This is a genomic window from Microvirga yunnanensis (assembly GCF_025460875.1).
Genome location: NZ_JAMXFI010000128.1, coordinates 1 through 23428 on the forward strand (window position 1 = coordinate 1; position 23428 = coordinate 23428).

Consider the following 23428-nt stretch of genomic DNA (forward strand, 5'->3'; position numbering starts at 1 on the left):
AGTTCGGCGGCGCCGACGTGGTGGGCGTGTTCCGCGAGCGCGTCGACGCGCAGCCCGGCCAGCAGATCCGCGTCACCCCCGATCCCAGGCTCGTCCACCTCTTCGACGAGCAGACCGGCAAGCGCCTCTGATCGACGCACACGGCAAGGGCGGCCCGCATCCGCGAGGCCGCCTTTTCCATGCGACCTGCAAGGCTAAAGCATCGGACGTGAAAAGTGGACTTGCCCTTTTGGGATCCATCCGATGCTCTAGGGCGGGGCGGTCGGATCTGCAGTCGCGGAAAGCTCGCGAACGCCGTCGCAGATTCCGGCATCCCGACTTCCGAACCGCGGGGAGGCGGCCATGGACGTTCTCGTGATGGGGGCCGGCGTCGTCGGGCTCGCGGTGGCGCGCGCGCTCGCCCTGCGCGGCCACGGCGTGATCGTCGCCGAGGCGACGGGCGGCATCGGCAACGGGGTCTCCTCGCGCAACAGCGAGGTCATCCATGCGGGCATGTATTACCCGTCGGGCTCGCTCCGTGCGCGTCACTGCGTCGAGGGCCGGCGGATGCTCTACGCCTTCTGCGACAGCCACGGCGTGCCGCATGCCCGATGCGGCAAGCTCATCGTGGCGACCAACGATCTCGAACAGTCCAAGATCGAGGGCATCTACGAGCAGGGGCTGGCCAACGGGGTTGAGGGACTGTCCTTCCTGACCGGCGAGGAAACGCGGGCCCTCGAGCCGAATCTCGCCTGCACCGGGGCCGTGCTGTCGCGGGAGACCGGGATCGTCGACAGCCACGCCCTCATGCTGGCGCTCCAGGGCGACCTGGAGGATGCCGGGGGCGCCATTGCGTTCCACGCGCCCGTCGCGCGCATCGCCCGGGACGCAGGCGGCTGGAACGTCCATGTGGGCGGCGAGGAGCCCACGGATCTCGTCGTCGACGCGGTGGTCAATGCCGCCGGGCTCGGGGCGCAGGCGCTCGCCCGCGCGACGGAAGGCTATCCCGCCGACCGGGTGCCGAAGCTGGTGCTCGCCAAGGGCAATTATTTCGGCTGCCTCGGCAAACCCGCCTTCTCGCGCCTGATCTATCCCGCTCCCGTCGACGGCGGCCTGGGCACCCATGTGACCCTGGACCTCTCGGGCCGCATGCGCTTCGGGCCCGACGTGGAATGGATCGACCGGGAAGAGTACGAGGTCGATCCGCGCCGGGCCGAGAGCTTTTATGCCTCGATCCGCCGCTACTGGCCCGGGCTCCCGGACGGCGCGCTCGTGCCCGATTATTCCGGCATCCGCCCCAAGCTCACCGGGGCCGGCGAGAAGGCGGCCGATTTCATGATCGACGGCCCGGCCGAGCACGGGCTGACCGGGCTCGTGCAGCTCTTCGGCATCGAGAGCCCGGGCCTGACATCGTGCCTGGCGATCGCCGAGGACGTGGCGGACAGGCTCGCCGCATCGGCCTGACGCCGAGAGCATCGGACCCAAAAGCGGACCCACTTTTGGGATCGGATCCGATGCTCTCGTCCTTAAGCGGCGCATCGTTCGGGGCGGACCCAGCGGGCCACGCCAGTGACCCGCAGGCCCACACGATGCGCTGAAGTCCGGCCGGCCGCGGCGGGGCCGTTAACCGGCTGTTCACCATCCATGCAGGAGAGTACAACATCGTTACGACGCGCGATGGTCCAAGGGGTTGCCGTAGCCGATGTGCCGCTTTCTCGCCTACCGGGGGGAGCCGATCTTCCTCGACGAGCTCGTCTGTGCTCCGGCCCATTCCCTGGTCCATCAGTCGCTGCACGCCATCGAGGCCAAGACCGAGACGAACGGCGACGGCTTCGGCATCGGCTGGTACGGGGAGCGCCGCGAGCCCGGGATCTACCGGGAGGTCCGCCCGGCCTGGTCGGACGAGAACCTGAGGAGCCTGTGCGAGCAGGTGCGCTCCCGGCTCTTCTTCGCCCATGTGCGCGCCTCCACCGGCACCTCGACGACGCGGGCCAATTGCCACCCCTTCGCCCATGGCCGGCATCTCTTCATGCATAACGGCCAGATCGGCGGCTACGGGCGCATCAAGCGCCGCCTGGAAGCCCTGATTCCGGACGAGCTCTACGACCGTCGCCTCGGCACCACGGATTCGGAAGCGATCTTCCTCCTCGCCCTGGCCAATGGCCTGCCGGACGAGCCGGTCACCGCCATGGCCAGGACCCTCAAGCAGGTGCGCGGCCTCATGGACCAGGCGGGCATCGAGGAGGCGCTGCGCTTCACCGCCGCCTTCACGGACGGCGAGAGCCTGTGGGCCTATCGCTGGGCCTGCGATGCCAGGCCGCCGACCCTGTATTTCCGCCAGGAGGACGGCAACCTGCTGGTGGTCTCGGAGCCCATCGACGACAAGACCCGAGGCTGGCGCGAGGTGCCCAAGGGCTGCAGCCTCGTGGCCACGGGCGGCAGCGTCACGGTCGAGTGCCTGAACGCCGCCATGGACTGCCTGGCGGCGTGAGCGCCGCGCGGCTTCGCGCTCTCACGAGGTCAGGCTGTCGGCCGGCCGGGCGATGAGGGACATCAGGGCGCCCTTGAGCGCTTCCATCTGAAGCTCGGTCTCGGTGCGGGCGGCGCCGTCGTCCGGGCCGCCCATCGACCGCAGCCGGGCGTTCTCGGCGGCGAGCCGGTCGTTCTCGGCCAGCAGGATGGCGATCTTCTCCTCGGCGATCCGAAGGCGGGCTTGAATCTCGTTCCGCTCCTGCTCGCGCAGCTGCGCCCGGTCGCGCCAGAGACGGATCGCGACGCCCTCGGTGTCCTCGGTCATGCTAGGCTCCTGATCGTTCGTGAGGATCCACAGGCAGCGTGGAGGAATTGAGGCCGGACGGGAAGAACGGGCCATTCACGCCCGCTGGCCCTTAACAGGCCGTTAACGATCCAGTTCCGGATAGCGCCGGAAGATGCCCTCCTCGTTGAAGGGGATGCGGCGGGGGCTTGCGAGATAGGCCTCGATGCGCGGCCGCCGGGCGACGGCGTCGTGCAGGGCGGCGACCCGCGGCGCCTGCTTCAGCGCGCGCGCCGTGGCCTTCGGGAAGGCGTAGGACAATCCCTCCACGAGCTGGAACAGGGAGAGGTCCGCATAGGTGAGCGCGCGGCCGACGAGATGCGCATCGCCCTCGGGATTGCGCGCCAGGATCGTGTCGAACCAGGCCAGGAACTTCGGGATCCGGTCTCCGCGAAACTCTTCAGCGCGCCGCAGCGCCTCCGCCTTCTGGTCCTCGTAATAGAGGCCCACCCCCACGGGATGATGGGTGTCGTGCGCCTCCGCCACCAGGTCCGCGATGGTGAGCTGGATCTGATGGGTCCACAGGCCCCCGGCCGGGTCCTTGGGCGCGAGCCCGTGGCGCGCCCCGAGATAGAGCAGGATCGCGGCCGTCTGGCCGATGACCGTCTCGCCGTCCTTGAGGAAAGGCGGCGCGAGGGGCGGGCGCTCCGCATGCTTCATCATCCGCATCATCACGGCGACCCCTTCCGATTCCCGGGCCACGTCGATGTAGTCGGCCCCGGCCTCTTCGAGGGCCAGCCGGACGAATTCGCCGCGTCCCTGGATGGTCGGCCAGTAGTAGAGTTCGTACGCCATGCGGTGCTCCCGTGATGCTCCGACATGAAGAAGAATGGAGCCGAAAGCGTTCCGCGCAAGGTGTCACGCGACCAGGCCGCGACCGGGGCGCGGGAACGCGGCAGCCTTGCCCGGACAGCGAAACGGCGCCCTGCCTGGCAGGACGCCGTTTCCCTTCTTGCCCTACGGGAGTCGTGCCCGGATCAGATCACGAAGAATTCGTGGTAGTCGATCTTGAGCTTGTTCGTGATCGTGGCGAACAGCACCGCCTTCTGCGAGCCGGTGCCGTCGGAATCGTAATACAAGCCGCCGGTCTTCTTGTTGTAGATGATCCGGTCGTCGGCATCGTGCGCTTTCGTGCCGGCATAGAAGTACTTGGACGCCATCGCCTTCGGCTTCGCGAGGGAACCCTTAGGGCCGACCTTGAAGTACTTGTCGTCGATGTAGATCGCATCTTCCTTGGCGTAGTTCACGATCCGGTCGGCATTGCCCTTCGTCTTCGGGTTCGTGTCGAACACGAAGATGTCCGCCTGGCTGCCGCCGTCGAGCACATCGGCTCCGAGCCCGCCGTGCAGCCGGTCCTTGCCCGCGCCGCCGGAGAGCACGTCGTTGCCGGCGCCGCCCATGAGAATGTTGGCGCCGTCGTTGCCGGTCAGCAGGTTGTTGGACGCATTGCCCGTCAGCGTGATGGAGGCCGTACCGATGCCGGTGAGGTTCTCGATCGCGCCGAGCCTGTTGAGGTCGTAGCCATTGACCGCGATGTACACGGTATCAACGCCTGCGCCGTCGATGACCTGATCGCCCAGGTCGTCGATGTAATAGACGTCGTTGCCGTCGCCGCCGTTCATCACGTCGGCGCCGCCATTGCCGTTCAGGACGTCGTCGCCCGCACCACCGACGAGATTGTCGACCCCGTCGCCGCCGGAGAGCGCGTCGGCCCCGTTGCCGCCGTTGAGGGCATCGTTGCCGGCGCCGCCGTCGAGGATGTCGTTGCCGTCGTCGCCGTTGAGGGTATCGTTGCCGTCACGGCCGTACAGCACGTCGTTTCCGGTGCCGCCGGCGAGAGCGTCGTCGCCCGCGCCGCCGTCGAGGGCGTCGTTGCCGTCGCCCGCGTCGAGGATGTCGTTGCCACCATTGCCGTAGAGGGCGTCGTCGCCCGCGAGGCCGGTGATCCGGTTCGCCGCCTCGTTGCCGCCGATGATGTTGCCGCTCCCGTTGCCCGTGAGGTCGATCGCAGCATCCCCGGTCCCGAACAGGTTCTCGATGCCGGCCGAGAGCGTGTAGGTGGCGGACGAGAAGACCTGATCGGTGCCGCCGCCGGACTCGTCGATCACGGTGTCGGTGGCGGACACGTTATAGGTATCGTTGCCGGCGCCGCCGACGAGCACGTGGCCGGCGCCGCCGGTCAGCGTGTCGTTGAAGCTCGAGCCAATCACCTTCTCGAAGCTCGTGTAGGTATCCTCTGCTGCGTCGCCCGCCGATCCGTTGCCGGCGACGAGATCGACGGCGACACCCCCGGTCGTTGTGCCATTGAAGGTCAGCGTATCGAAGCCGCCTTTGCCATTGAGAGTATCTTTGGCAAACTCGGAGGGAGCATAGATATCGTCGTGGCTTGTCCCCTTCACGTCGATCTTGGCAACGCGCGCATCGACGATGGTGGACGACACAATGCTTGGTGCACTGCCGTCAGAGATAGATGGGTCAATCCAAGATACGGAGAGGCGCCCATCGGCCATTTCCGAGATCATGGGATCCCGCTGCGAGCCATTCTCCATGGAAGCCCGTGCGTTTATCTTGATAGGATTGCCCGGGACGCCATTCGCATCAATGACCCGAACGTAGACGTCGCCGAGATCGGTTCCGTCGGCTGCGATGTAGGCAACCGCAAGTCCACCATTCTTGAGAGCAGTCCCACTGGCGTAGTCATATAAAGTGTTGTTCGCTTTGGTGCCGCCGAGGTTGATAATAGCCGGATTAGCACTCACGTCCGCCGAGTTGTATATTCGTGCTTCAGTGCCTGCTGCACCTTTATCGACGATGACAGCAAACTTGCCATTCGGAAGACCTGTCGTTGGGTCTTTCAATCCAATGACATCAGCCCTCACTCCGTCCAAAGTGACTTGAGTCTCCAACGTGCCATCATTGACGACCCTGAAGGAAACTTTACCGTTGGCATCGGTCTGGTAAGAAACAACATGCTTCTCTCCTCCGATATAGGCGACGTCCGGTCGATCAACCGAGCCGGTGGCGACGTCAACTTCCAGACCATTTTGTACGAGGCGAACAGTCTTTGTCGGACCGATCAGCTGAATGTATGTCGTAGCCCATTGTCCTGCAAAAAAATCGGGACTCGTTTGCGCGCCATCATTCATGGTAACTGAGTTCAGCGTTGAAGCGGCGCCGTTTGCCGAACCGTCGAAATTGAACTTTTGATTCTTAAGAGTACGGCCAGTGGTTCCGTTGCCCTCAGTCCAAGTAATGGCAAATCCGCCTTCAGCGTCAAATGCAAACACGTCCGAGAATTGCTGCGTAAGCCCTGCTCCCGAAGCCTCGACAAAGCGAGTGACGTTGTCGGTCGTGCCGTTTCCATCATAAAGCTGAAACGCGATTTTATTGTTCTCTCGCCATGTCACTACGTATCCACCGCCCGGCAGCATCGTGATCGCATCATAGTCGACGCCAATCTTGTGATTGATCGTGTTCTCGGTGCCCCAAATCTTGAACGTCATCTCATGCTCTCCTGAAAACTGACGTGAATGTCGTCGGGTGCGGCCGGACCGTCGGGCGGGGCCCTTGGGGCAGGCGCTCGGAAGGGTTCGGCGGCCGGGGCCGCCGGGGGTGCTTGCGCGGTGAAAAGATCTCTCGGTTGTGCGCCCTGGGGTGCCGTGAGGATCGCGGCTTCCGCAGCATCGGAGGCCGTGGGACCGTCAGGGCAACTTGGTTACAAGGCTATAAAAGCGCGTGTTCGGGCGAACAACTCTCCGTTCAGAGAGGGTCGGCCGTAACGGAACGTGCCCAAACGGCAGATCGAGCTGCCTCACCTTGGGTAAGTATTTGAAGCGCCATTGAAAATTTCCATCATTGCGACAATGTTTCAGTATCGAGAAAGATGAAGCTCGCCTGTGCGCGGGAACACATGATCGCCCCGGGGGCCCCGTTGCCCGAGCCGCCGGGCCCGCCGCTCCCGCATCACGGGGCCGGTACCCTTCCGTCATCCCGCGGCCTCACTGACGCCCCTCTCGCCGGGGCCGGGCTCGTCGCGACCATCCCGCTTCCGCTCTGCCCCACCGCCCGTGCGGCCATCTCCGCACGTTCTGTCCCCCTCCACGTCATCACCGGCCTCGTGCCGGTGATCCCGATGCGGTGGGGCGCCGCGCTCCAAACAATCGGGATGGCCGGGACAAGCCCGGCCATGACGGGGCGGGTGGGAGTGAGGGTGAGGTGCGGGCGCGAGCGGCGGGCCGGCTCGTCCATCCCCCACCACAAGCATCGAGCCGGGCCGCCACGCGCACCACCCTCGATCCCACCGCAGGCTCGCAGCCCAGAGGCTGCGGGCCTCCAGGTGCTGCTCTTTGACATCGACACGGATCAGGCACCCGCCCGCAGCGTGACGCTCTCCCGTCCTGCCACGCTCCCCACGTCATGGCCGGCCGTCCCGATCCGGTGAGGTGGGGCGTTCCAGACGATCGGGATCACCGGGACAAGCCCGGTGATGACGTGGAGGGGGTGCGAGCGCGTGATGACAACCTCCCCCGTCATGGCCGGCCTTGTGCCGGCCATCCCGCTCCGAAGGGCGCGGCGCCCCCGGCGGGGTCGCCGGCATAAAGTCCGGTGATGACAAGGGGGCACAAAGCGGTCAAAGAAGGGCGACCCTCAAGGATCCCGTCCATGACCGCCGAGAAGCCCGCTCCCTCCCTGGCCGAGCTGCGCCAGGACATCGACCGCATCGACGAGGCGATGCACCGGCTGCTCATGGAGCGCGGCACCATCATCGACCGGCTGATCGCGTCCAAGAAGGCTTCCCAGGCCGGCCTGAGCTCCGCGTTCCGGCCGGGACGGGAGGCCTCGATGATGAAGGCCCTGGCCGAGCGCCACCAGGGGCTGCTCCCGCTCGACACGGTGGAGAGCATCTGGCGGGTGATCATCGGCACCTTCACCTATGTCCAGTCGAACTACGCGGTCCACGCGGACATCTCGGGCGGCGACGCTCCCATGCGCGACTCGGCCCGATTCCATTTCGGCTTCACGGTGCCCTACGTGACCCATCCGAGCGCCGCCGCGGTGATCGAGGCGGTGGCGGCGTCCCGGGGCGATCTCGGCATCTTCCGGCTCGACCAGGGCGCGACGAGCGGCGCCTGGTGGCGCACGCTCGCCGACCGGCGCCGTCCGAAGATCATCGCGCGCCTGCCCTTCATCGAGCGACCCGACCATCCGGCCGGCACCCCGGTCTTCGTCATCTCGAAGCCCCTGACCGACGCGGCCGTGCGCGACGTGGTGCTCTACGCGGCCCAGTTCGAGCGCTGGCACAGGGGCGCCAACGAGGCCCTGATCGCGCTCGGCGGCGAGGTGGTGGCGAGCGCGGCGGATACCAACGGATTGTCGGAGCTCATCGCCGTGCCCGGCGACGTCGAGCCGGCGCAGCTGAGCCAGGCGCTGACCAGGGCCGGCGCGAGCCTTGCCCAGCTCGCCGAGATCGGCAGCCATGCCGAACGTTTCCGCGTGAAATGAGAACTGACCTGCGCTAAAGCATCGGACGTGTGATCGAACTCACGCCCGATGCCTTAGCTTTTGTTTCAAAGCATCTTTTCGCGCAAAACCGGTTCCCACTTTTGCGCCCGATGCTTTAGGCTTTTGTTTTGGAGCATCTGCTCACGCAAAACCGGCTCCCACTTTTGCGTCCGATGCTCGAGCGCACCGTGCGAAAAAGCGGACCCGGTTTTTCGCGTCGGACGGTGCGCCACTGAAAGGGTTGAGCATCGGATTCGATCCCGAAAGTGCATTCCACTTTCGGGTCCGATGCTCTAGAGCCATTCTCACCGATCGATTGCTAGGAAGTGAAGATGTCCACCCGTCCCCAACCCCGTCCCGGCGTGATGCAGATCGACGCCTATGTGCCCGGCAAGAGCAAGGCCGCAGGGGTTGCCAAGGTCCACAAGCTGTCCTCGAACGAGACCCCGCTCGGCCCCTCGCCCAAGGCCGTGGAGGCGATCCGGTCCTTCGATCACCTCGAGCTCTATCCCGACGGGGCGTCGACCCGGCTGCGGGAAGCGATCGCGGCCCGGTACGGGCTCGATCCGAACCGGATCATCTGCGGGGCGGGCTCGGACGAGCTGCTCGCGCTCATCACCCATGCCTATGTGGGCCCCGGGGACGAGGGCGTCTTCACGGAGCACGGCTTCCTGGTCTACCGGATCGCCATCCTGGCCGCCGGCGGCACGCCCGTGGTGGCGCCGGAGACGGATCTGCGCACGGACGTGGATGCGATCCTGGCGAAGGTGACGGACAGGACCAAAATCGTCTTCCTGGCCAATCCCAACAACCCGACCGGCACCTATATCCCGTTCGACGAGGTCAAGCGCCTGCATGCGGGGCTGCCGCCGCACGTGGTGCTGGTGCTCGACGCCGCTTATGCGGAATATGTCCGGCGCAACGATTACGAATCCGGCCTCGAGCTCGTCGCCACGTCCGAGAACGTGGTGATGACCCGCACCTTCTCGAAGATCTACGGCCTCGCCAACCTGCGCCTCGGCTGGATGGTGGCGCCCGCCCCTATCGCCGACGCGGTCAACAGGATCCGCGGCCCCTTCAACGTCAGCGGCCCGGCCATGGCGGCCGGCATCGCGGCGATCCAGGACGAGGCGCATGTCGCGACCGCCGTCGAGCACAACGAACGCTGGCTCGCCTGGCTCACCCGCGAGATCGAGGCCCTGGGCCTGAAGGTCACGCCGAGCGTCGGCAACTTCCTGCTGATCCATTTTCCGCAGGAGGAGGGCCGGACCGCGAAGGACGCCGACGCCTTTCTCTCCGGCCGCGGCCTGATCCTGCGCCGGATCGACGCCTATGGCCTGCCGCACGCCCTGCGCCTGACCGTGGGCGGCGAGGAGGCGAACGGTCTCGTGGTGGCGGCGTTGCGCGATTTCCTGGGGGGGCAGCATGCCTGAGCGTCTCGGCCCGCCCCGTGAAACGCCCATCTTCGAGCGCCTCGCCCTCGTGGGGCTCGGGCTGATCGGCTCGTCGATCGCCCGGGCGGCCCGGCATCTCAACCTGGCGCGCACGATCGTCGCCGTCGATGCGAGCGAGGCCGTAATCGCACGGGTGCGGGACATCGGGATCGCCGACGAGGCGACCACCGATGCGGCGGCGGGCGTGCGCGATGCGGATCTCGTGATCCTGTGCGTGCCGGTCGGGGTCTGCGGCCAGGTGGCCGAGGCCATGAAGCCGGGCCTGAAGCCCGGCTGCATCGTGTCGGACGTGGGCTCCGTGAAGGCCTCGGTGATCGCGCAGGTGCAGCCGCATCTGCCGGACGGCGTGCTTTTCGTCCCGGCGCATCCCGTGGCCGGCACGGAGCATTCCGGCCCCGATGCCGGCTTTGCGACGCTGTTCCACAACCGCTGGTGCATTCTCACGCCCCCGGAGGGCACGGATCAGACGGCCGTCGGGCGCGTGCGCGCCTTCTGGGAGGCCATGGGGTCGAACGTGGAGGTCATGACCGCGCAGCACCATGATCTGGTGCTCGCCATCACCAGCCACGTGCCGCACCTGATCGCCTACAACATCGTCGGCACGGCGGCGGATCTCGAGACCGTCACTCAAGGAGAGGTGATCAAGTTCTCGGCCGGCGGCTTCCGCGACTTCACGCGCATCGCGGCCTCGGACCCGACCATGTGGCGCGACGTCTTCCTGCACAACCGGGAAGCCGTGCTGGAGATGCTGGGCCGCCTCAACGAGGATATCGCGCTGCTCGCCCGCGCCATCCGGTGGGGCGAGGGCGACAAGCTGTTCGACCTCTTCACCCGCACCCGGGCCATCCGCCGCGGCATCATCTCGTCGGGCCAGGAAACGCCGGAGCCGGATTTCGGCCGCCGGCGCGAGGACAAGACTTAGTTCGTCCTCCTCCCGGCCATGACGGCGCAGGCCCGTCAATACAGCGGCTGCAGCCTGACGTTCGGGATCACGAAGGGGCCCATGGCCAGGAAGCCGTTCTCGAGCCGCAGGGGCGGCAGGGAGGCGAGCTGCGGCTTGGCGTTGGGCTGCGCGGCGTTGTTGGCCCGGGGCCCCTGGCCCAGCAGCATGCCGAGAAGGTTGCCGCCGACGCGCCCGCCGGTCAGGTTGCCGAGAAGCCCGTCGAGGCCCGCCGCCGCGACCGTGAGCTGGCCGGCCGGCCGGTGCTGCTCGTCGAGGCGCAGCTCGCCCTTGGTCTCGATCTGGCGCGGGCCCTTGGCGGCCGACAGCATCAGGATGTCGAGCTTGCCGCCGGCGCTGCGCCAGAGCTCCAGCTCCTCGGCGATGGTGCCGCCCTTGAAGCCGTCCGCCTGCGTCACGGTGACGTCGGCGTTCAGGTTGGTGGCCTCCGGGCCGCCCACGAGAGCATCGAGGATCGGAATGCGGGCTTCCGTCACCGAGGCGGCGACATCGCCGGCGAGCTCCGCCCTGCGCGAGGGATTGGGGCGCACGTGAAGTTCCAGGTGCCGGCCCGATCCGGCGATCTCGCCGGCGCCGAGGCCCGTGACCGTCACCTGCGGGGCGTTGGCGGCGAGCGACAGGCGCTGCAGGCCCGTCTGGGAGGCGTTGATGCTGGCCTGCAGGAGATCCCAGCGGCCGTTGACCGTCACCGTGCCGTCGGTCACCCGCAGGGGGCCGGCCACCTCCAGGATGACCCGGCGGGGCTGATAGACCTGCGCGACCGCCTCGGTGCGCCCGAACGAGGCCGAGACGGCGCCCCGTTTCAGATCGAGGGTGTCGCAGATGATTTCGATGCGGAACGGGTAGCCCACGATGGTGCGGTCGCCGCAGGTCCATTGCCGCCCGCTGCGCGCCTCCGCGGCGATCCAGCCGTCGAGCGCGTCCGCGGTGCGGCCGCGGATCACGAACCAGGCGACGCTCCAGGCGATGGCGACGAGCAGCAGCAGAACGAAGGGCGTGTAGAGCCAGAACCGGCTGCGGCGAACATTCCCCGTCGGGGCGGCCTGATCCATGCGTGATCTCCTGTTGTGCTGGTGTGTGGTTACTGGTAGCGCCGGATGCAGGCAAGCGTCGGGCGGGGTGACATGAAGGAGCTCACGGAGGATTTATGGGTGTTCGGCTACGGCTCGCTCATGTGGCGGCCGGGCTTTCCCTATCTCGAGCGGGTCCACGCCCATCTCTACGGCTACCACCGGTCCCTGTGCGTCTTCTCCCACGTCCACCGCGGCACGCCGGAGCATCCGGGCCTCGTCCTGGGGCTCGACCGGGGCGGGCGCTGTCACGGCGTGGCGTTTCGCGTCGCGCCCGAGGAGGCCGAGGCCACGATCCGGTACCTGCGCGAGCGCGAGCAGGTGACCTCGGTCTATCTCGAACGGCATCTGCCCGTCAGGCTGGCTGATGCGCGCCGGGTCCGCGCGCTGGCCTACGTGGTCGACCGTAATCACGGCCAATATGCGGGCCGGCTGTCCGACGAGGAGGTCTTGCGGCTCGTGCGCCAGGGAGAGGGCGTTTCAGGACGCAATCCGGACTACGTCCGCTCCACCTATGATCACCTCATCGGCATGCACGTGGTCGATCCGCTGCTGCACCGGATCGTCGACGCGCTCGATCAGCAGTCCTGAGTCTCGTTCTCGCGCAGATCCTCGAAGATCGCGCGGCGGTCGTCCTCGGTGGCCGCGAGGCGATGGATGTGGAGTTCGGTGGCGCCCCGGTCGCGGACCCTGGCGAGCCAGCGCATCCGGGGCTGCTCGCTCGGATCGGAGGCGGCCATCGCGGCATCGACCACGATCCCGGTGCCTGCGGCGTCCCGCTTCACGGCGAGGATCACCGCGTCGGTGACGTCGAGAAGCTCCGTCTCGTTCAGCGGATGGACCCCGACGATGTAGCGGCGTCCCGAACGGCCGCGCCAGGAGCTTAAGGTCGAAGAGGAGCGAAGCCCTGCGGTCGCCCGTAGCCGTTCCTCGCGCACGCCAGCCCTCCGCACTCGGTCGTTGCGGAGATCCCGCATGGCCGCATTCCAGGATATGGTTCGTTTGTTCGCCATATGTTCTTATATGTAAGAACGGGCGCGTGAGTCGTCAAGATTGCCGAAAGCTTGGCTGCGCCTGGGTTTGCGGGATTTTGTGCGCGCCCGCACCCGACCCGTCTGTCGGCGGCCCCGTCAGACCTTCGACAGCGATGCCCCGGAGGCGGATGCGGGGCCGAGGCCGAGTTCCCGGCGGCCTTCCTCCAGGAGCCGGTTGGACGACGTCTCGATCCGCTCCTGCACGAGCCTGAAGAACTCCTCCCGCGGCAGTCCGGGGGCGATCGGGTCCTGGATCTCGATCCGCACCGTGCCGGGGCGGCGGATGAACTGGCGGCGCGGCCAGTAGAGGCCCGAATTCATGCCGATCGGAACGCAGGGAAAGCCGAGATTCTGGTAGAGATGCGCCACGCCGTACTTGTAGGCCGGGGGAGCGCCCGGCGGGCGGCGGGTGCCCTCGGGGAAGATGATGATCTGGCGGCCGTGCTGGGCCTCGTCCTTGGCCCGGGCGGTCATCTGGACCAGGGCGAACGACCCGGCCTTGCGGTTGACCGGCACGCAGCGCGCCTTCGCCAGGTACCAGCCGAAGAAGGGGATCCACATCAGCTCGCGCTTGAGGATGTAGGTCGGGTCGTCGAGGATCGTCACGAGGGCGAAGGTCTCGAGGAACGACTGGTGCTTGGCCGCCACCAGGGCGCCGCCCGGCGGGATCTTCTCCTGGCCGGTGATCACCACGCGGGTTCCGGCGATCACGCGCAGAAGCCAGATCGAGGTGCGCCCCCAGGTCTTGACCAGTTCCATGAACATGCGGCGGGGCACCAGGAAGCCCGGGATCAGGATGATCAGCCACAGGATCAGGTTGGCGTAGAAGGCGACGTTGAACAGCAGGGAGCGGACGATGAGCATGGCTTCTTGGAAAACGGGAAGCGGAGCATCGTGCTCCGCGGGCCGCGCACCATAGAGGGTTTTTCGCCGGGGCTCTAGCGCCAGAGCGGCTCGGCGAGCATCTGCGCCTTGATGGGGGCTCCGCCGCTGATGATCTTCGCCACCGAGGAGCGCTCCGGATCGCCCTCGAACCGGGTCCGGACCCAGACGGCCAGGAACTTCAGATATTCCGTGAAGATCACCCGGGCGACGGACGGGTTGTGCCACCACTCGTGGGGATCTATGGTCGCCGCGACCGGGTAGGGGATCTTCTGGAGGTTCGGCAGGGCGTGGTCGAGCTCCACGAGGGTGCGCGGCATATGGTAGTTCGAGGTCACCACGATGATGGCGTCGAACCCGTTCGCTTCGGCCCAGCGCCGGGTCTCGATGGCGTTGCCGATGGTGTTGCGGGCGCGGTAGTCGAGGTCCACGCAGCAATCGAACAGCCGCCGCTGGCCCGGATTGAGGCGGGCGATCTGGTCGCGGCTGGTGTTCTCGTTGACGCCGGAGATCAGGAGCCGCTTGGCATAGCCCTTGGCGAGCAGGTCGATGGCGTCGCCGATCCGCTGCGCGCCGCCCGTCATGGCGACGATCCCGTCGGCCCGGGTCTCGGGCGGCTGCTCGAATCGGTCGAGGTGATAGACGAATCCGAGAAATCCGAGGAAACCGGCGACCAGGACCGCGATGCAGCTCCAGAACCCGAAGGCCAGCAGGCGGTTCACCGGCGAACGTCGGACGGGATGCTTAGCCGTTGGCGACATGGTCCAGCCCCAGCCCAAGGCCTCTGTGGACTCCGTGGCGCCCGGCGCACTCCAACTCTGCGTTCGCGAGGTCATCCTGGACGACATTAACGGAGATTGCGGCAATGGAGAGGCAACCCCTTCGGTTTGGGTCAACTGTCACCATCAACCATTTTCATTAAGAAATCGTCTCACGGTCAAGCGCGAGACGATGCCCGTGATGAGAGCAACCAGCAGCGCGATGAGGATCACCACCGCGTAGCCGCTCCAGCTGATCGTGAAGGCGCCGAAGAGCGCCTCGAGCTGGTCGCCCGTGGGGCTGGCCCGCCAGGAGCGTGTGACGAAGCCCAGGATCAGGGTGAGGATCAGGGCCGCCGCCGCCCCGATGGCGCTGCCGCGCAACCCCAGGCGGAAGAAGCGGCGCTGGAACTCCCGGGCGATGAAATCGTCGTTGGCACCCACGAAATGCAGCACCTCGACGACCTCCCGGTTGCCCGCCATGGCGCCCCGGGTGGCGAAGATCACGGCGAGGCCCGCGGCCACGAGCACCAGGGCGACGAGAAACACCCCGACGCCGATGATCGTGTTGGCCATGGTCGAGAGCCGGGACACCCAGAGGGCATGATCGTCCAGGGACGCGCCTGGCACCTCCCGCTGCAGGGATTGCCGCAGCGGGCCGAAATCGGGCTTCGCGTCCTGCTTGATCTTGATCACGATCAGGCGGGGAACCGGCAGGTCCTTGAAGTCGAGCCCGGTTCCGAGCCACGGCTCCAGGAGGCGCTCCGATTCCTCCTTCGAGAAGGCCTGGGCCTGCTCCACGCCCGGCGCCTGCCGGGCCAGCGCCACGGCGCGGTCCACGTCCTGGTCGATCGCGCGCTGCGGATTGGGGCGGATCTGGATCGTGACCTCCCGGGCGATTTCCGAGCGCCACTGGGCCGAGGAGGCCGAGACCAGTTCGGCGCCGCCGGCGCAGAGCGCGGCCAGGAAGGTCAGGATGGCGATGACGGCGGCGAGCGCCTGCCCGCCGGCCGAGTCGACCGGGACGAGCGGGGCGTTCCGGCTCAGGGAGGCGGGCAGGGAGCGCTTCTGCCCGTCGGGCGCGGCGGCCTTCCTCAGGCGGGGTTGGGACGCGGCGCTCATCTCAGGTCACTCGTCGATGTGCAGCCGGCCGTCGCCGAGCACGAGGCGGCGCACGTCGAGCTGATCCATGAGGCTGAAGTCGTGGGTCGCGATCACCACCGAAGTTCCGAGCCGGTTGAGTTCGATGAAGAGGCGCAGCAGGCGGCGGGCGAGCGACGGGTCCACGTTGCCGGTGGGCTCGTCGGCGAGCAGCAGGTCGGGGCGCACGATCAGCGCGCGGGCGATGGCGGCGCGCTGCTTCTCGCCGCCCGAGAGCACCGGCGGCAGCATGTGCATGCGGTCGCCCAGGCCGACCCAGCGCAGGAGCTCCACGACCTCCGCCCGGTAGCTCGCCTCCTCCTTGCCCTGCACCCGCAGCGGCAGGGCCACGTTCTCGTAGGTGGTCAGGTGGTCGAGGAGGCGGAAATCCTGGAACACCACCCCCATGCGGCGGCGCAGCGACGTGAGATCGTCCTTGGAGATCCGCGACACGTCCTCGCCGAACAGGGAGATCAGGCCGCGGGTCGGCTTCACCGACATCAGGATGAGCCGCAGCAGGGTCGTCTTGCCGGCGCCCGACGGGCCGGTGAGGAACTGGAAGGAGTTCGGCTCGATGGAGAAGGTCAGGTCGCGCAGGACCTCGGGGCCCATGCCGTAGCGCACGCCCACATTCTCGAAATGCACGGCCGCCGCCATGCCCTCGTCGTCGTCCTCGTGGTGAAACGCCCTCACGCGTGCTCTAGCCATCCTTGGAGGTTGCCGGTTCTTGTGGCGGACGAAGGCCGCGATTCGCCCTCTTATCGCCCCTGTATGGTTAGCAAGCCATAAACTTGCGGGACCTTGACGGAAAGCGAGGGTTTCGCGGGACATTGCCGCAGGAGGGACGGGGATCGCGCATCGCGCATCCTCCCCGCTGGCCATCGCCGGCCCCGTGCGGTCGGCCCCGGGAGGGGCGCCGAAAGCCGCCCGTCAGCCGCGAAAACCATCGAGTCCGTTTGACATCCCGGGCCAAGCATGGTCGTGAAGGGGAAAGGCCCAGGGCCTTCCATTCTTTGCTGGATTGATGACGATGAGCACTGCCCCCCGCATCCGGGTTCTCTTCGACGAAGACACGATCGCCAGGCGCAACGAGGCCCTGGCCCAGGAAATCGCCGCCGCCAAGCCGCAGAACCTGCTCGTCGTCGCCGTGCTCAAGGGCAGCTTCATGTTCGCCGCCGACCTGATCCGCGCCCTGCACCGCTCGGGCCTCGCCCCGCAGGTCGAGTTCGTGCACCTGTCGAGCTATCTCGACGGCACCGTCTCGACCGGCAACGTGACGATCCTGCGGGACGTGGAGAGCGACGTGCGCGGCCGCGACGTGCTGCTCGTGGACGACATTCTCGAGTCGGGCCGGACTGTGACCTTCGCCAAGGACCTGCTGATGGCCCGCGGCGCCAAGAGCGTGAAGACCGCGGTGCTCCTGGAGAAGCCCGGCAAGCGCGCCGTGCAGATCAGCCCGGATTACGTGGGCTTCACCTGCCCGGACGTGTTCGTCGTCGGCTACGGCATGGACGTGGCCCATTCCTACCGCCAGCTCCCCTTCGTGGGCGTGGTCGACCACCTGGACAAGAGCCCCGACCTCTTCGACAAGCCGGAATGATCAGCCGTTGAGCCGCCAGATCGTCCCGTTGAGCAGGGTCGCATAGGCCACCCAGGCGAGATACGGCAGGAGGAGGAGGCCGGCCGTGCGGTCGAGCCGCCAGAAGGCGCGGATCGTCGCCAGGATCGCCACGATCAGGGCCGCGATCACCACGAGGCCCGCGAGCGGGCTCCTGCCGCCGAAGAAGGCGAAGGACCAGAGCCCGTTCAGGGTCAGCTGCACGAAGAACGCCACGATGGCGGTCCCGCGGCCGGGCCGGTTCTCCGGCAGGCTGAGGATGCGCCAGAGCGCGTACGCCATCAGGGCATAGAGCAGGGTCCAGGCGACCGGGAAGGCCCAGTTCGGCGGCGTGAAGCCGGGCTTCTGCAGGGCCGCGTACCAGCCGGGGATGTTCGGCTGCGTGATCAGGCTCGCCGAGACCGCCACGGCCACCACCGGCAGCACGCTCACCAGGAAGCGCGGCAGCCGCGGCGTTGCATGGCTGCCCGGCGCAGTTTGGTCTGTATGCATGCTCGAAATCCCTCTATGAGGTGCGCATCATTGTCCCTGTGACGCAACCTGTCACGCTTGCGGAGGTTCCCTCATGTCGTCATCGCGTTCCCCGTGGTCGAAGCGCAGCCTGACCGCTCAGGCCATGGGCCATGTGGATCCGATCACGAAGGCGATCGTGCCGCCGATCCACGTGACGACCACCTATATCCGCGACGAGGACAACGCCTATTCGTCCGGCTTCGTCTACGGCCGGCCGGACAATGCCACCATCCGGGAGGCCGAAGAGGTGCTGGCCATGCTGGAGGAGGCCGAGGCCGGCGCCCTGCTGTTCTCGTCCGGCATGGCGGCGGCCACGGCCGTGTTCCAGGCGCTCGATCCCGGCGATCACATCGTGGCCTCCAAGGTCATGTACTGGGCCCTGCGCAGCTGGCTGATGACGGAAGCCGTGCGCTGGGGCCTCAAGGTCGATTTCGTCGAGACGGACAGCCTCGACGCCCTGCGCGAGGCCGTGAAGCCCGGTGAGACCAAGCTGGTCTGGATCGAGACGCCCTCGAACCCGCTCTGGACCGTCACCGACATTGCGGCCGCCGCCGAGATCGCCCATGCGGCCGGGGCGCGGCTCGCGGTCGATTCCACCACCGCCTCGCCGTATCACACCAGGCCGCTGACGCTCGGCGCCGATATCGTCATGCATGCGGCCACCAAGGTGCTGAACGGCCATTCCGACGTGGTGGCCGGCGTGCTCGCGGGCGCCAAGGCCGACGCCTTCTGGGCGCGGGTCGCGTCGATCCGCAAGATGCAGGGCGCCATCCTCGGGCCGTTCGAGGCCTATCTCCTGATGCGCGGCATGCGCACGCTCCACGTCCGGGCGGCCGCCCAGGCGCGGAGCGCGCTCGACCTGGCGCAGCGCTTCTCCGACCACCCGAAGGTCGCCCGCGTGCTCTATCCCGGCCTGCCGCAGCATCCCGGCCACGACATCGCGGCCCGTCAGATGGAGAACGGCTTCGGCTACATGCTGTCGATCCAGGTCTCGGACGGGGAGGCCGCGGCGATCCGCACGGCCGCCCGCGTGGGCCTGTGGAAGCGCGCCACATCGCTGGGCGGCGTCGAGAGCCTCATCGAGCACCGCGCCTCCATCGAAGGCCCCGGCACCCCGTGCCCGCCGGACCTCCTGCGCCTCTCCACCGGCATCGAGGACGTGGAGGACCTGTATCGGGATCTCGACGAGGCCCTGCGGGGCTGACGCTCGCTTCCGCGACCGTTCCGTCATGGCCGGCCCTGCGCCGGCCATCTCGAGACGGTGAAGCGGGAGGCTTCGATCCATCGGGACCGCCGGGACGAGCCCGGTGACGGCCGGGGAGCCGCGCCGGCCGGGCTTATCCCCGCTCTTCGGCCCCGTTAGCCAGCTATCTTGATCCTGTCACAAAACCTGTGCTTCTCTCGGCTAGAGCATTTTTCGGCGAAGTGGATCCGGTTCGCCGTTAAAAATGCGGCAAGCCAACCAAGAGAGATGATTCCACGCCAGTGGAAACACCTCTAGACGCGAATGCCATTCGCCAAAAGACACGCCAAGGGAAGACCATGACACATTCCATCACCCGTCGCCGCGTCCTTCAGACTGGCGTCGCCGCCGCCGCCGTTGCCGGCATGCCCCGGTTCGCCGTCGCGGCCGGCCCGGTCGTGAAGCTCCGCATCCTGGAGACCACCGACCTTCACGTGAACATCTTCCCGTATGATTATTACCGCGATGCGGCGGACGACACGGTGGGCCTGGCGCGTACCGCGACGCTCGTGAAAGGAGCCCGGGCCGAGGCCAGGAACAGCCTGCTCTTCGACAACGGCGATCTGATCCAGGGCTCGCCGCTGGGCGACTTCGTCGCCTATCGGCGCGGCATGAAGCCGGGCGACGTGCATCCGATGGTCGCCGCCATGAACGAGCTCAATTACGATTGCGGCACGCTGGGCAACCACGAGTTCAACTACGGCCTGGAATTCCTTCAGAACTCCCTCGGGGCGGCGAAATTCCCCCTGGTCTGCGCCAACGTCATCAAGACGAACGGCGAGACCCTGCTCAAGCCCTGGCTCGTGCTCGACCGCGAATTCGTCGACGAGGCCGGCGCCAAGCAGGCGCTCAAGATCGGCGTGATCGGGTTCGTGCCGCCGCAGATCGTGCAGTGGGACAAGGCCAATCTCGACGGCAAGGCCACCACCATCGACATCGTCGACGCGGCCGCCAAGCATGTGCCGGAACTCAAGAAGGCCGGCGCCGACATCGTCGTGGCGCTCTGCCATTCCGGCATCGCCGGCGGCGAGCGCAAGGGCGGCGAGGAGAATGCCGCCCTGCATCTGGCCAAGGTCGAGGGCATCGACGTGATCCTCACGGGCCACCAGCATTTCACGTTCCCGGGCGGCAAGGAATTCGCCAACATTCCCGGCGTCGACGTGAAGGCCGGCACGCTGCACGGCAAGCCCGCCGTCATGGCCGGCTTCTGGGGCAGCCATCTCGGCCTGGTCGATCTCGAGCTGACCAAGGAGGGCGATGCCTGGAAGGTGGCGAATTTCCGCACCGAGGCGCGCCCGATCTACGACCGCGTCGACCGCAAGATCGTCGCGAAGGTCGATTCCGATGCGGCCGTCATGGCGGCCGCCCAGGCCGGCCACGACGCGACCCTGAAATACGTGCGCGAGCCCGTCGGCACGACGGCCGTGCCGATCCACTCCTACTACTCGCTCGTGTCGGACGACGCGTCGGTGAAGCTCGTCGCCGAGGCGCAGGCCTGGTACGTGGCCGACCAGCTCAAGGCCTCGCCGTTCAAGGACCTGCCGATCCTCTCGGCGGCGGCGCCCTTCAAGGCCGGCGGCCGCGGCGGACCCAACTATTTCACCGAGATCAAGCCCGGCCCGCTCGCCATCAAGGACATGGCGGACATCTACATCTATCCGAACACGATCCGCGTGGTGAAGGTCACGGGCGCGCAGGTGCGGGAGTGGCTGGAGCGCTCGGCCGGCATCTACAACCAGATCGACCCGGCCAAGGGCGGCGAGCAGGAGCTCGTCAACCAAAAGTTCCCGGCCTACAATTTCGACGTGATCGCGGGCGTGCAGTACAGGATCGACCCGACCCAAGCCTCGCGCTACGACGACAACGGCAAGGTCGTGAATGCCGATGCGCACCGCATCAAGGACCTGACCTATAACGGCAAGCCCGTGACGGACGATCAGCAGTTCCTCGTGGTGACCAACAACTACCGGGCCGGCGGCGGCGGCAACTTCCCCGGAGCGGACGGCACCACCATCGTGTTCGAGGCGCCGGACCTCACCCGCGACGCGATCATGCGCTACATCGTCGAGAAGAAGGAAGTGGCCCCGAAGGCCGACGGCTCCTGGTCGCTCGCGGCGCCCGCGGGCGTCACCGTGACCTTCACCACCGGCCCGAACGCCTCCAATTACCAGCCGGCCGGCATCAAGGTCGAGAAGATGGGCGACGCCCCGGAGGGCTTCGTGAAGTACCGCATCGTGAGCTGATCCTCACGCAAGCCGGATGCGAGGCGGCCGGGCGCGAGCGCATCGTGCGGAAAACCGGGTCCACTTTTCCGCACGATGCGCCGCTTCAGAGGTTGAGCACCGGATCGATCCCAAAAGTGGGTCCGGTTTTCACTAGCGTGGCCCTTCGGGTCGCTGGCGCGGCCCGCTGGGTCCGTTCTGACCGATGCTCTCATTCAAGAAGAAAGCATCGGATGGATCCCAAAAGGGCAAGTCCACTTTTCACGTCCGATGCTTTAGCGGCAAGATCGGCCCCTCTGGCGATTGAGAGAGCTTTAACGTCGCGTTAACCAGCGTCATCGCGAATGCCCGCATCGCTCCTGTCCGATCCTCATTGCCGCGCTGATTGTTTCGATGATTTTGCCGTTTTGCCGCTCGCCGTCGCTTCCCGTGACGTCGCTTCCCGTGACGTCGCTTCTCCTGGCATCGCTTCTCCCGGCTTCGCTCGCGCTGTCGACGGTCGCCGTGGCCAATGAGGTCGAGATCTGGACCGAGCCGCTCACCTCGACCTGGCTCGACGATCATCTGGCGGTCAAGCGTGCGACCCGGCCGCGCGCGCCGGTCCGGTTGAACCGCACCCAGGTCTGGGCCAGCGGCATTGCCCGCACCGACATGCAGGCCTTCCTGCCGACGGATGTCGATCGCGCGGTCGGGGCCAAGATGCAGCCGTTCCAGGATTATAACTTTCTGATCGGGACGGAGCTGGTCCGCGGCGGCCGCGACACGGCCCTCCTGTCGTCGAAAGCCAGCTGGGAGGCTTTCATGACGCGGGGCTGGGAGCGGCTCGGCGTCACGGTGGGTCTGACGATGGCGGGCTTCCTCGACCCGGGGCAGAGCGCCTATTCGCAATCGCTGAGCGGCATCATGGACATTCCGCTCGATCTCTCCCTCCAGGCGTGGAGCACGGAGCTGCGGCTCTTTCCCAGCATGAATCTGGACGGCGTCAGCGGGGACATCAGCACGGGCCTCGTGTCGGAACTCGTCGGCCGGACCCGGCTGACCCAGCCGGCGGACCGGTTCCGGTCGGACCTCAAGGTCAGGCTCGGCTATGGGGTCGCGCCCAACACCCGGCCCGTCGCCTCCGCGACGCTCGAGCTGCGGATCGCGCCCAACCTCTGACACCGGCAGCCATGGCGAGGCTCCCGGCCCTTTCTCCGCACAACCTGGAGACCCGAATCCGCCCTCTGGCGCATATCTTGACCGCCGAGCAGCAGGACGCCGTCTTCGCATGGCTTGAAAAATCGTGTGAAGGGAAGACATAGAACCGGGACTGCCAGCAGCGCCCGGGCTTCGACCCGTCGACGACGGGGCGCGTGATCGGAGAGAATTGTGGGACAGCTGACCTTCGACGGCCTCGGGCCCTACGACCTGCCCGATGCAACCCATGCCGATGCGCAGAAAGATGGCGACGGGTTCATGATCTCGTTCCGCCTGTGGAAGTCGGAGAAGGAATGGACCCTGGTCCGGATCCACGTGAGCGACCAGGAGGCCGAGAAGCTCGGCCGCCAGATCGGAGATGCCCGCGTCAGATCGGATGGATCCACCATCATCTAGCGCACCGTGCGAAAGAGTGGACCCGGTTTTTCGCAGCCAACGGTGCGCCGGCCAAAAGTGGAGCACCGGATCCGATCCCAAAAGTGGATTCCACTTTTGGGTCCGATGCTCGAGCGCACCGTGCGAAAGAGTGGACCCGGTTTTTCGCGTCGAACGATGCGCCAGCCCAGAGTGGAGCATCGGACAATCGGGATCACCGGGACGAGCCCGGTGATGACGTGGCGGGTGGGACAGGCCGGTGCGGACACCCTCCGCACGTCATGGCACCCTCCGCCCTTCCCGCCACCCTCCCCACGTCATGGCCGGCCTTGTGCCGGCCATCCCGATTGTCTTGAGCACGGCGCCTCTCGGAATCGGGATCACCGGCACAAGGCCGGTGATGACGTGGAGAAGATGGTCAGGGCCCGGTGATGACGGGGTGCCATCCGGCCGAGCGATCAAGACAGGGTCCCGGACGATGCGCCCCTTGAGGCGGGGAGCATCGGATCCGATCCCAAAAGTGGACCCACTTTTCACGTCCGATGCTCTAGCACTACAGATCCTATGGGGGTGGATAGCGGTCCACTCTCTGGCAGAGTGAGGTTGCTGTATCCACTCACGCTGGAGACCAACCGATGTCCGTTGAGCCCCGATTTGAGCAAACC

At 66.9% G+C, this 23428-nt stretch carries 22 protein-coding genes; 12 read left to right on the forward strand and 10 right to left on the reverse strand.

Translation table 11 applies throughout. From position 1 onward, the window contains the following. The first annotated feature begins 342 nt into the window (after positions 1-342). Together NF876_RS36055 and NF876_RS36060 are read left to right on the forward strand one after the other, a co-directional pair. The gene (locus tag NF876_RS36055; RefSeq protein ID WP_262272857.1) at positions 343-1443 is read left to right on the forward strand and encodes an NAD(P)/FAD-dependent oxidoreductase; all 1101 of its coding nucleotides are present in this window, start codon (positions 343-345) and stop codon (positions 1441-1443) included. A gap of 238 nt (positions 1444-1681) precedes the next feature. After that, on the forward strand, positions 1682-2470 hold the full coding sequence (locus NF876_RS36060; RefSeq protein ID WP_262272858.1) for a class II glutamine amidotransferase: 789 nt from the start codon (positions 1682-1684) through the stop codon (positions 2468-2470). A 21-nt stretch (positions 2471-2491) separates the two neighbouring features. Here NF876_RS36060 and NF876_RS36065 read toward each other — a convergent pair whose 3' ends face one another. The 3 genes from NF876_RS36065 to NF876_RS36075 form a co-directional block, all read right to left on the reverse strand. Then, positions 2492-2776 (reverse strand): hypothetical protein, encoded by a 285-nt coding sequence (locus NF876_RS36065; RefSeq protein ID WP_262272859.1) that lies wholly within the window; start codon positions 2774-2776, stop codon positions 2492-2494. 102 nt (positions 2777-2878) lie between these two features. Then, positions 2879-3589, reverse strand: coding sequence for a glutathione S-transferase (locus tag NF876_RS36070; RefSeq protein ID WP_262272860.1), 711 nt, complete (start codon positions 3587-3589; stop codon positions 2879-2881). A gap of 182 nt (positions 3590-3771) precedes the next feature. Next, on the reverse strand, positions 3772-6297 hold the full coding sequence (locus tag NF876_RS36075; protein WP_262272861.1) for a calcium-binding protein: 2526 nt from the start codon (positions 6295-6297) through the stop codon (positions 3772-3774). Between the two features lie 380 nt (positions 6298-6677). Between NF876_RS36075 and NF876_RS36080 the strand changes: the two genes are divergently transcribed. The 4 genes from NF876_RS36080 (at position 6678) to NF876_RS36095 (ending at position 10672) form a co-directional block, all read left to right on the forward strand. Then, a complete protein-coding gene (locus tag NF876_RS36080) occupies positions 6678-7235 on the forward strand; it encodes a hypothetical protein (protein ID WP_262272862.1) in 558 nt (185 codons plus the stop codon). A gap of 221 nt (positions 7236-7456) precedes the next feature. After that, positions 7457-8296, forward strand: a complete 840-nt coding sequence (locus NF876_RS36085) for a chorismate mutase (protein WP_262272863.1) — start codon at positions 7457-7459, stop codon at positions 8294-8296. A 332-nt stretch (positions 8297-8628) separates the two neighbouring features. Next, positions 8629-9729 (forward strand): histidinol-phosphate transaminase, encoded by a 1101-nt coding sequence (gene hisC, locus NF876_RS36090; protein WP_373696773.1) that lies wholly within the window; start codon positions 8629-8631, stop codon positions 9727-9729. Further along, positions 9722-10672: a prephenate/arogenate dehydrogenase family protein gene (locus tag NF876_RS36095; protein ID WP_262272865.1), complete on the forward strand. Its 951-nt coding sequence runs from the start codon at positions 9722-9724 to the stop codon at positions 10670-10672. Before hisC ends, NF876_RS36095 begins: the two co-directional genes overlap by 8 nt. 35 nt (positions 10673-10707) lie before the next feature. Here NF876_RS36095 and NF876_RS36100 read toward each other — a convergent pair whose 3' ends face one another. Next, entirely contained in the window at positions 10708-11763 is a 1056-nt protein-coding gene (locus tag NF876_RS36100; protein WP_262272866.1) for a DUF2125 domain-containing protein, read from the reverse strand. A 72-nt stretch (positions 11764-11835) separates the two neighbouring features. Here NF876_RS36100 and NF876_RS36105 point away from each other — a divergent pair, with 72 nt between their 5' ends. After that, the gene (locus tag NF876_RS36105; protein WP_262272867.1) at positions 11836-12372 is read left to right on the forward strand and encodes a gamma-glutamylcyclotransferase; all 537 of its coding nucleotides are present in this window, start codon (positions 11836-11838) and stop codon (positions 12370-12372) included. Here the strand turns inward: NF876_RS36105 and NF876_RS36110 are convergent. From NF876_RS36110 to ftsE, 5 genes are all read right to left on the reverse strand, one after another. After that, positions 12360-12794 carry a hypothetical protein gene (locus tag NF876_RS36110; RefSeq protein ID WP_262272868.1) on the reverse strand — a complete coding sequence of 145 codons (435 nt, stop codon included), beginning with the start codon at positions 12792-12794 and terminating at the stop codon, positions 12360-12362. The genes NF876_RS36105 and NF876_RS36110 overlap by 13 nt on opposite strands. A gap of 117 nt (positions 12795-12911) precedes the next feature. Then, entirely contained in the window at positions 12912-13679 is a 768-nt protein-coding gene (locus NF876_RS36115) for a lysophospholipid acyltransferase family protein (RefSeq protein WP_262272869.1), read from the reverse strand. Positions 13680-13753: 74 nt separating this feature from the next. Continuing rightward, a complete protein-coding gene (locus tag NF876_RS36120; RefSeq protein ID WP_262272870.1) occupies positions 13754-14458 on the reverse strand; it encodes a YdcF family protein in 705 nt (234 codons plus the stop codon). Between the two features lie 144 nt (positions 14459-14602). Beyond that, a complete protein-coding gene (locus NF876_RS36125) occupies positions 14603-15577 on the reverse strand; it encodes a cell division protein FtsX (RefSeq protein WP_262272871.1) in 975 nt (324 codons plus the stop codon). 6 nt (positions 15578-15583) lie between these two features. Further along, positions 15584-16252, reverse strand: a complete 669-nt coding sequence (gene ftsE, locus NF876_RS36130; protein ID WP_262272878.1) for a cell division ATP-binding protein FtsE — start codon at positions 16250-16252, stop codon at positions 15584-15586. A gap of 373 nt (positions 16253-16625) precedes the next feature. On the opposite strand from ftsE, the gene hpt reads away from it, so the two are divergent. Continuing rightward, a complete protein-coding gene (hpt, locus tag NF876_RS36135) occupies positions 16626-17195 on the forward strand; it encodes a hypoxanthine phosphoribosyltransferase (protein WP_262272872.1) in 570 nt (189 codons plus the stop codon). Here hpt and NF876_RS36140 read toward each other — a convergent pair whose 3' ends face one another. Further along, complete coding sequence (locus NF876_RS36140; RefSeq protein ID WP_262272873.1) at positions 17196-17705, reverse strand: TspO/MBR family protein; 510 nt, start codon at positions 17703-17705, stop codon at positions 17196-17198. A gap of 73 nt (positions 17706-17778) precedes the next feature. Between NF876_RS36140 and NF876_RS36145 the strand changes: the two genes are divergently transcribed. From NF876_RS36145 to NF876_RS36160, 4 genes are all read left to right on the forward strand, one after another. Next, positions 17779-18930 carry a trans-sulfuration enzyme family protein gene (locus NF876_RS36145; protein ID WP_262272874.1) on the forward strand — a complete coding sequence of 384 codons (1152 nt, stop codon included), beginning with the start codon at positions 17779-17781 and terminating at the stop codon, positions 18928-18930. 338 nt (positions 18931-19268) lie between these two features. Beyond that, positions 19269-21212 (forward strand): bifunctional 2',3'-cyclic-nucleotide 2'-phosphodiesterase/3'-nucleotidase, encoded by a 1944-nt coding sequence (locus NF876_RS36150; protein WP_262272875.1) that lies wholly within the window; start codon positions 19269-19271, stop codon positions 21210-21212. A 372-nt stretch (positions 21213-21584) separates the two neighbouring features. Further along, positions 21585-22349, forward strand: a complete 765-nt coding sequence (locus NF876_RS36155; protein ID WP_262272876.1) for a hypothetical protein — start codon at positions 21585-21587, stop codon at positions 22347-22349. A gap of 210 nt (positions 22350-22559) precedes the next feature. Further along, positions 22560-22784 (forward strand): hypothetical protein, encoded by a 225-nt coding sequence (locus NF876_RS36160; protein WP_262272877.1) that lies wholly within the window; start codon positions 22560-22562, stop codon positions 22782-22784. Positions 22785-23428: the final 644 nt, after the last annotated feature.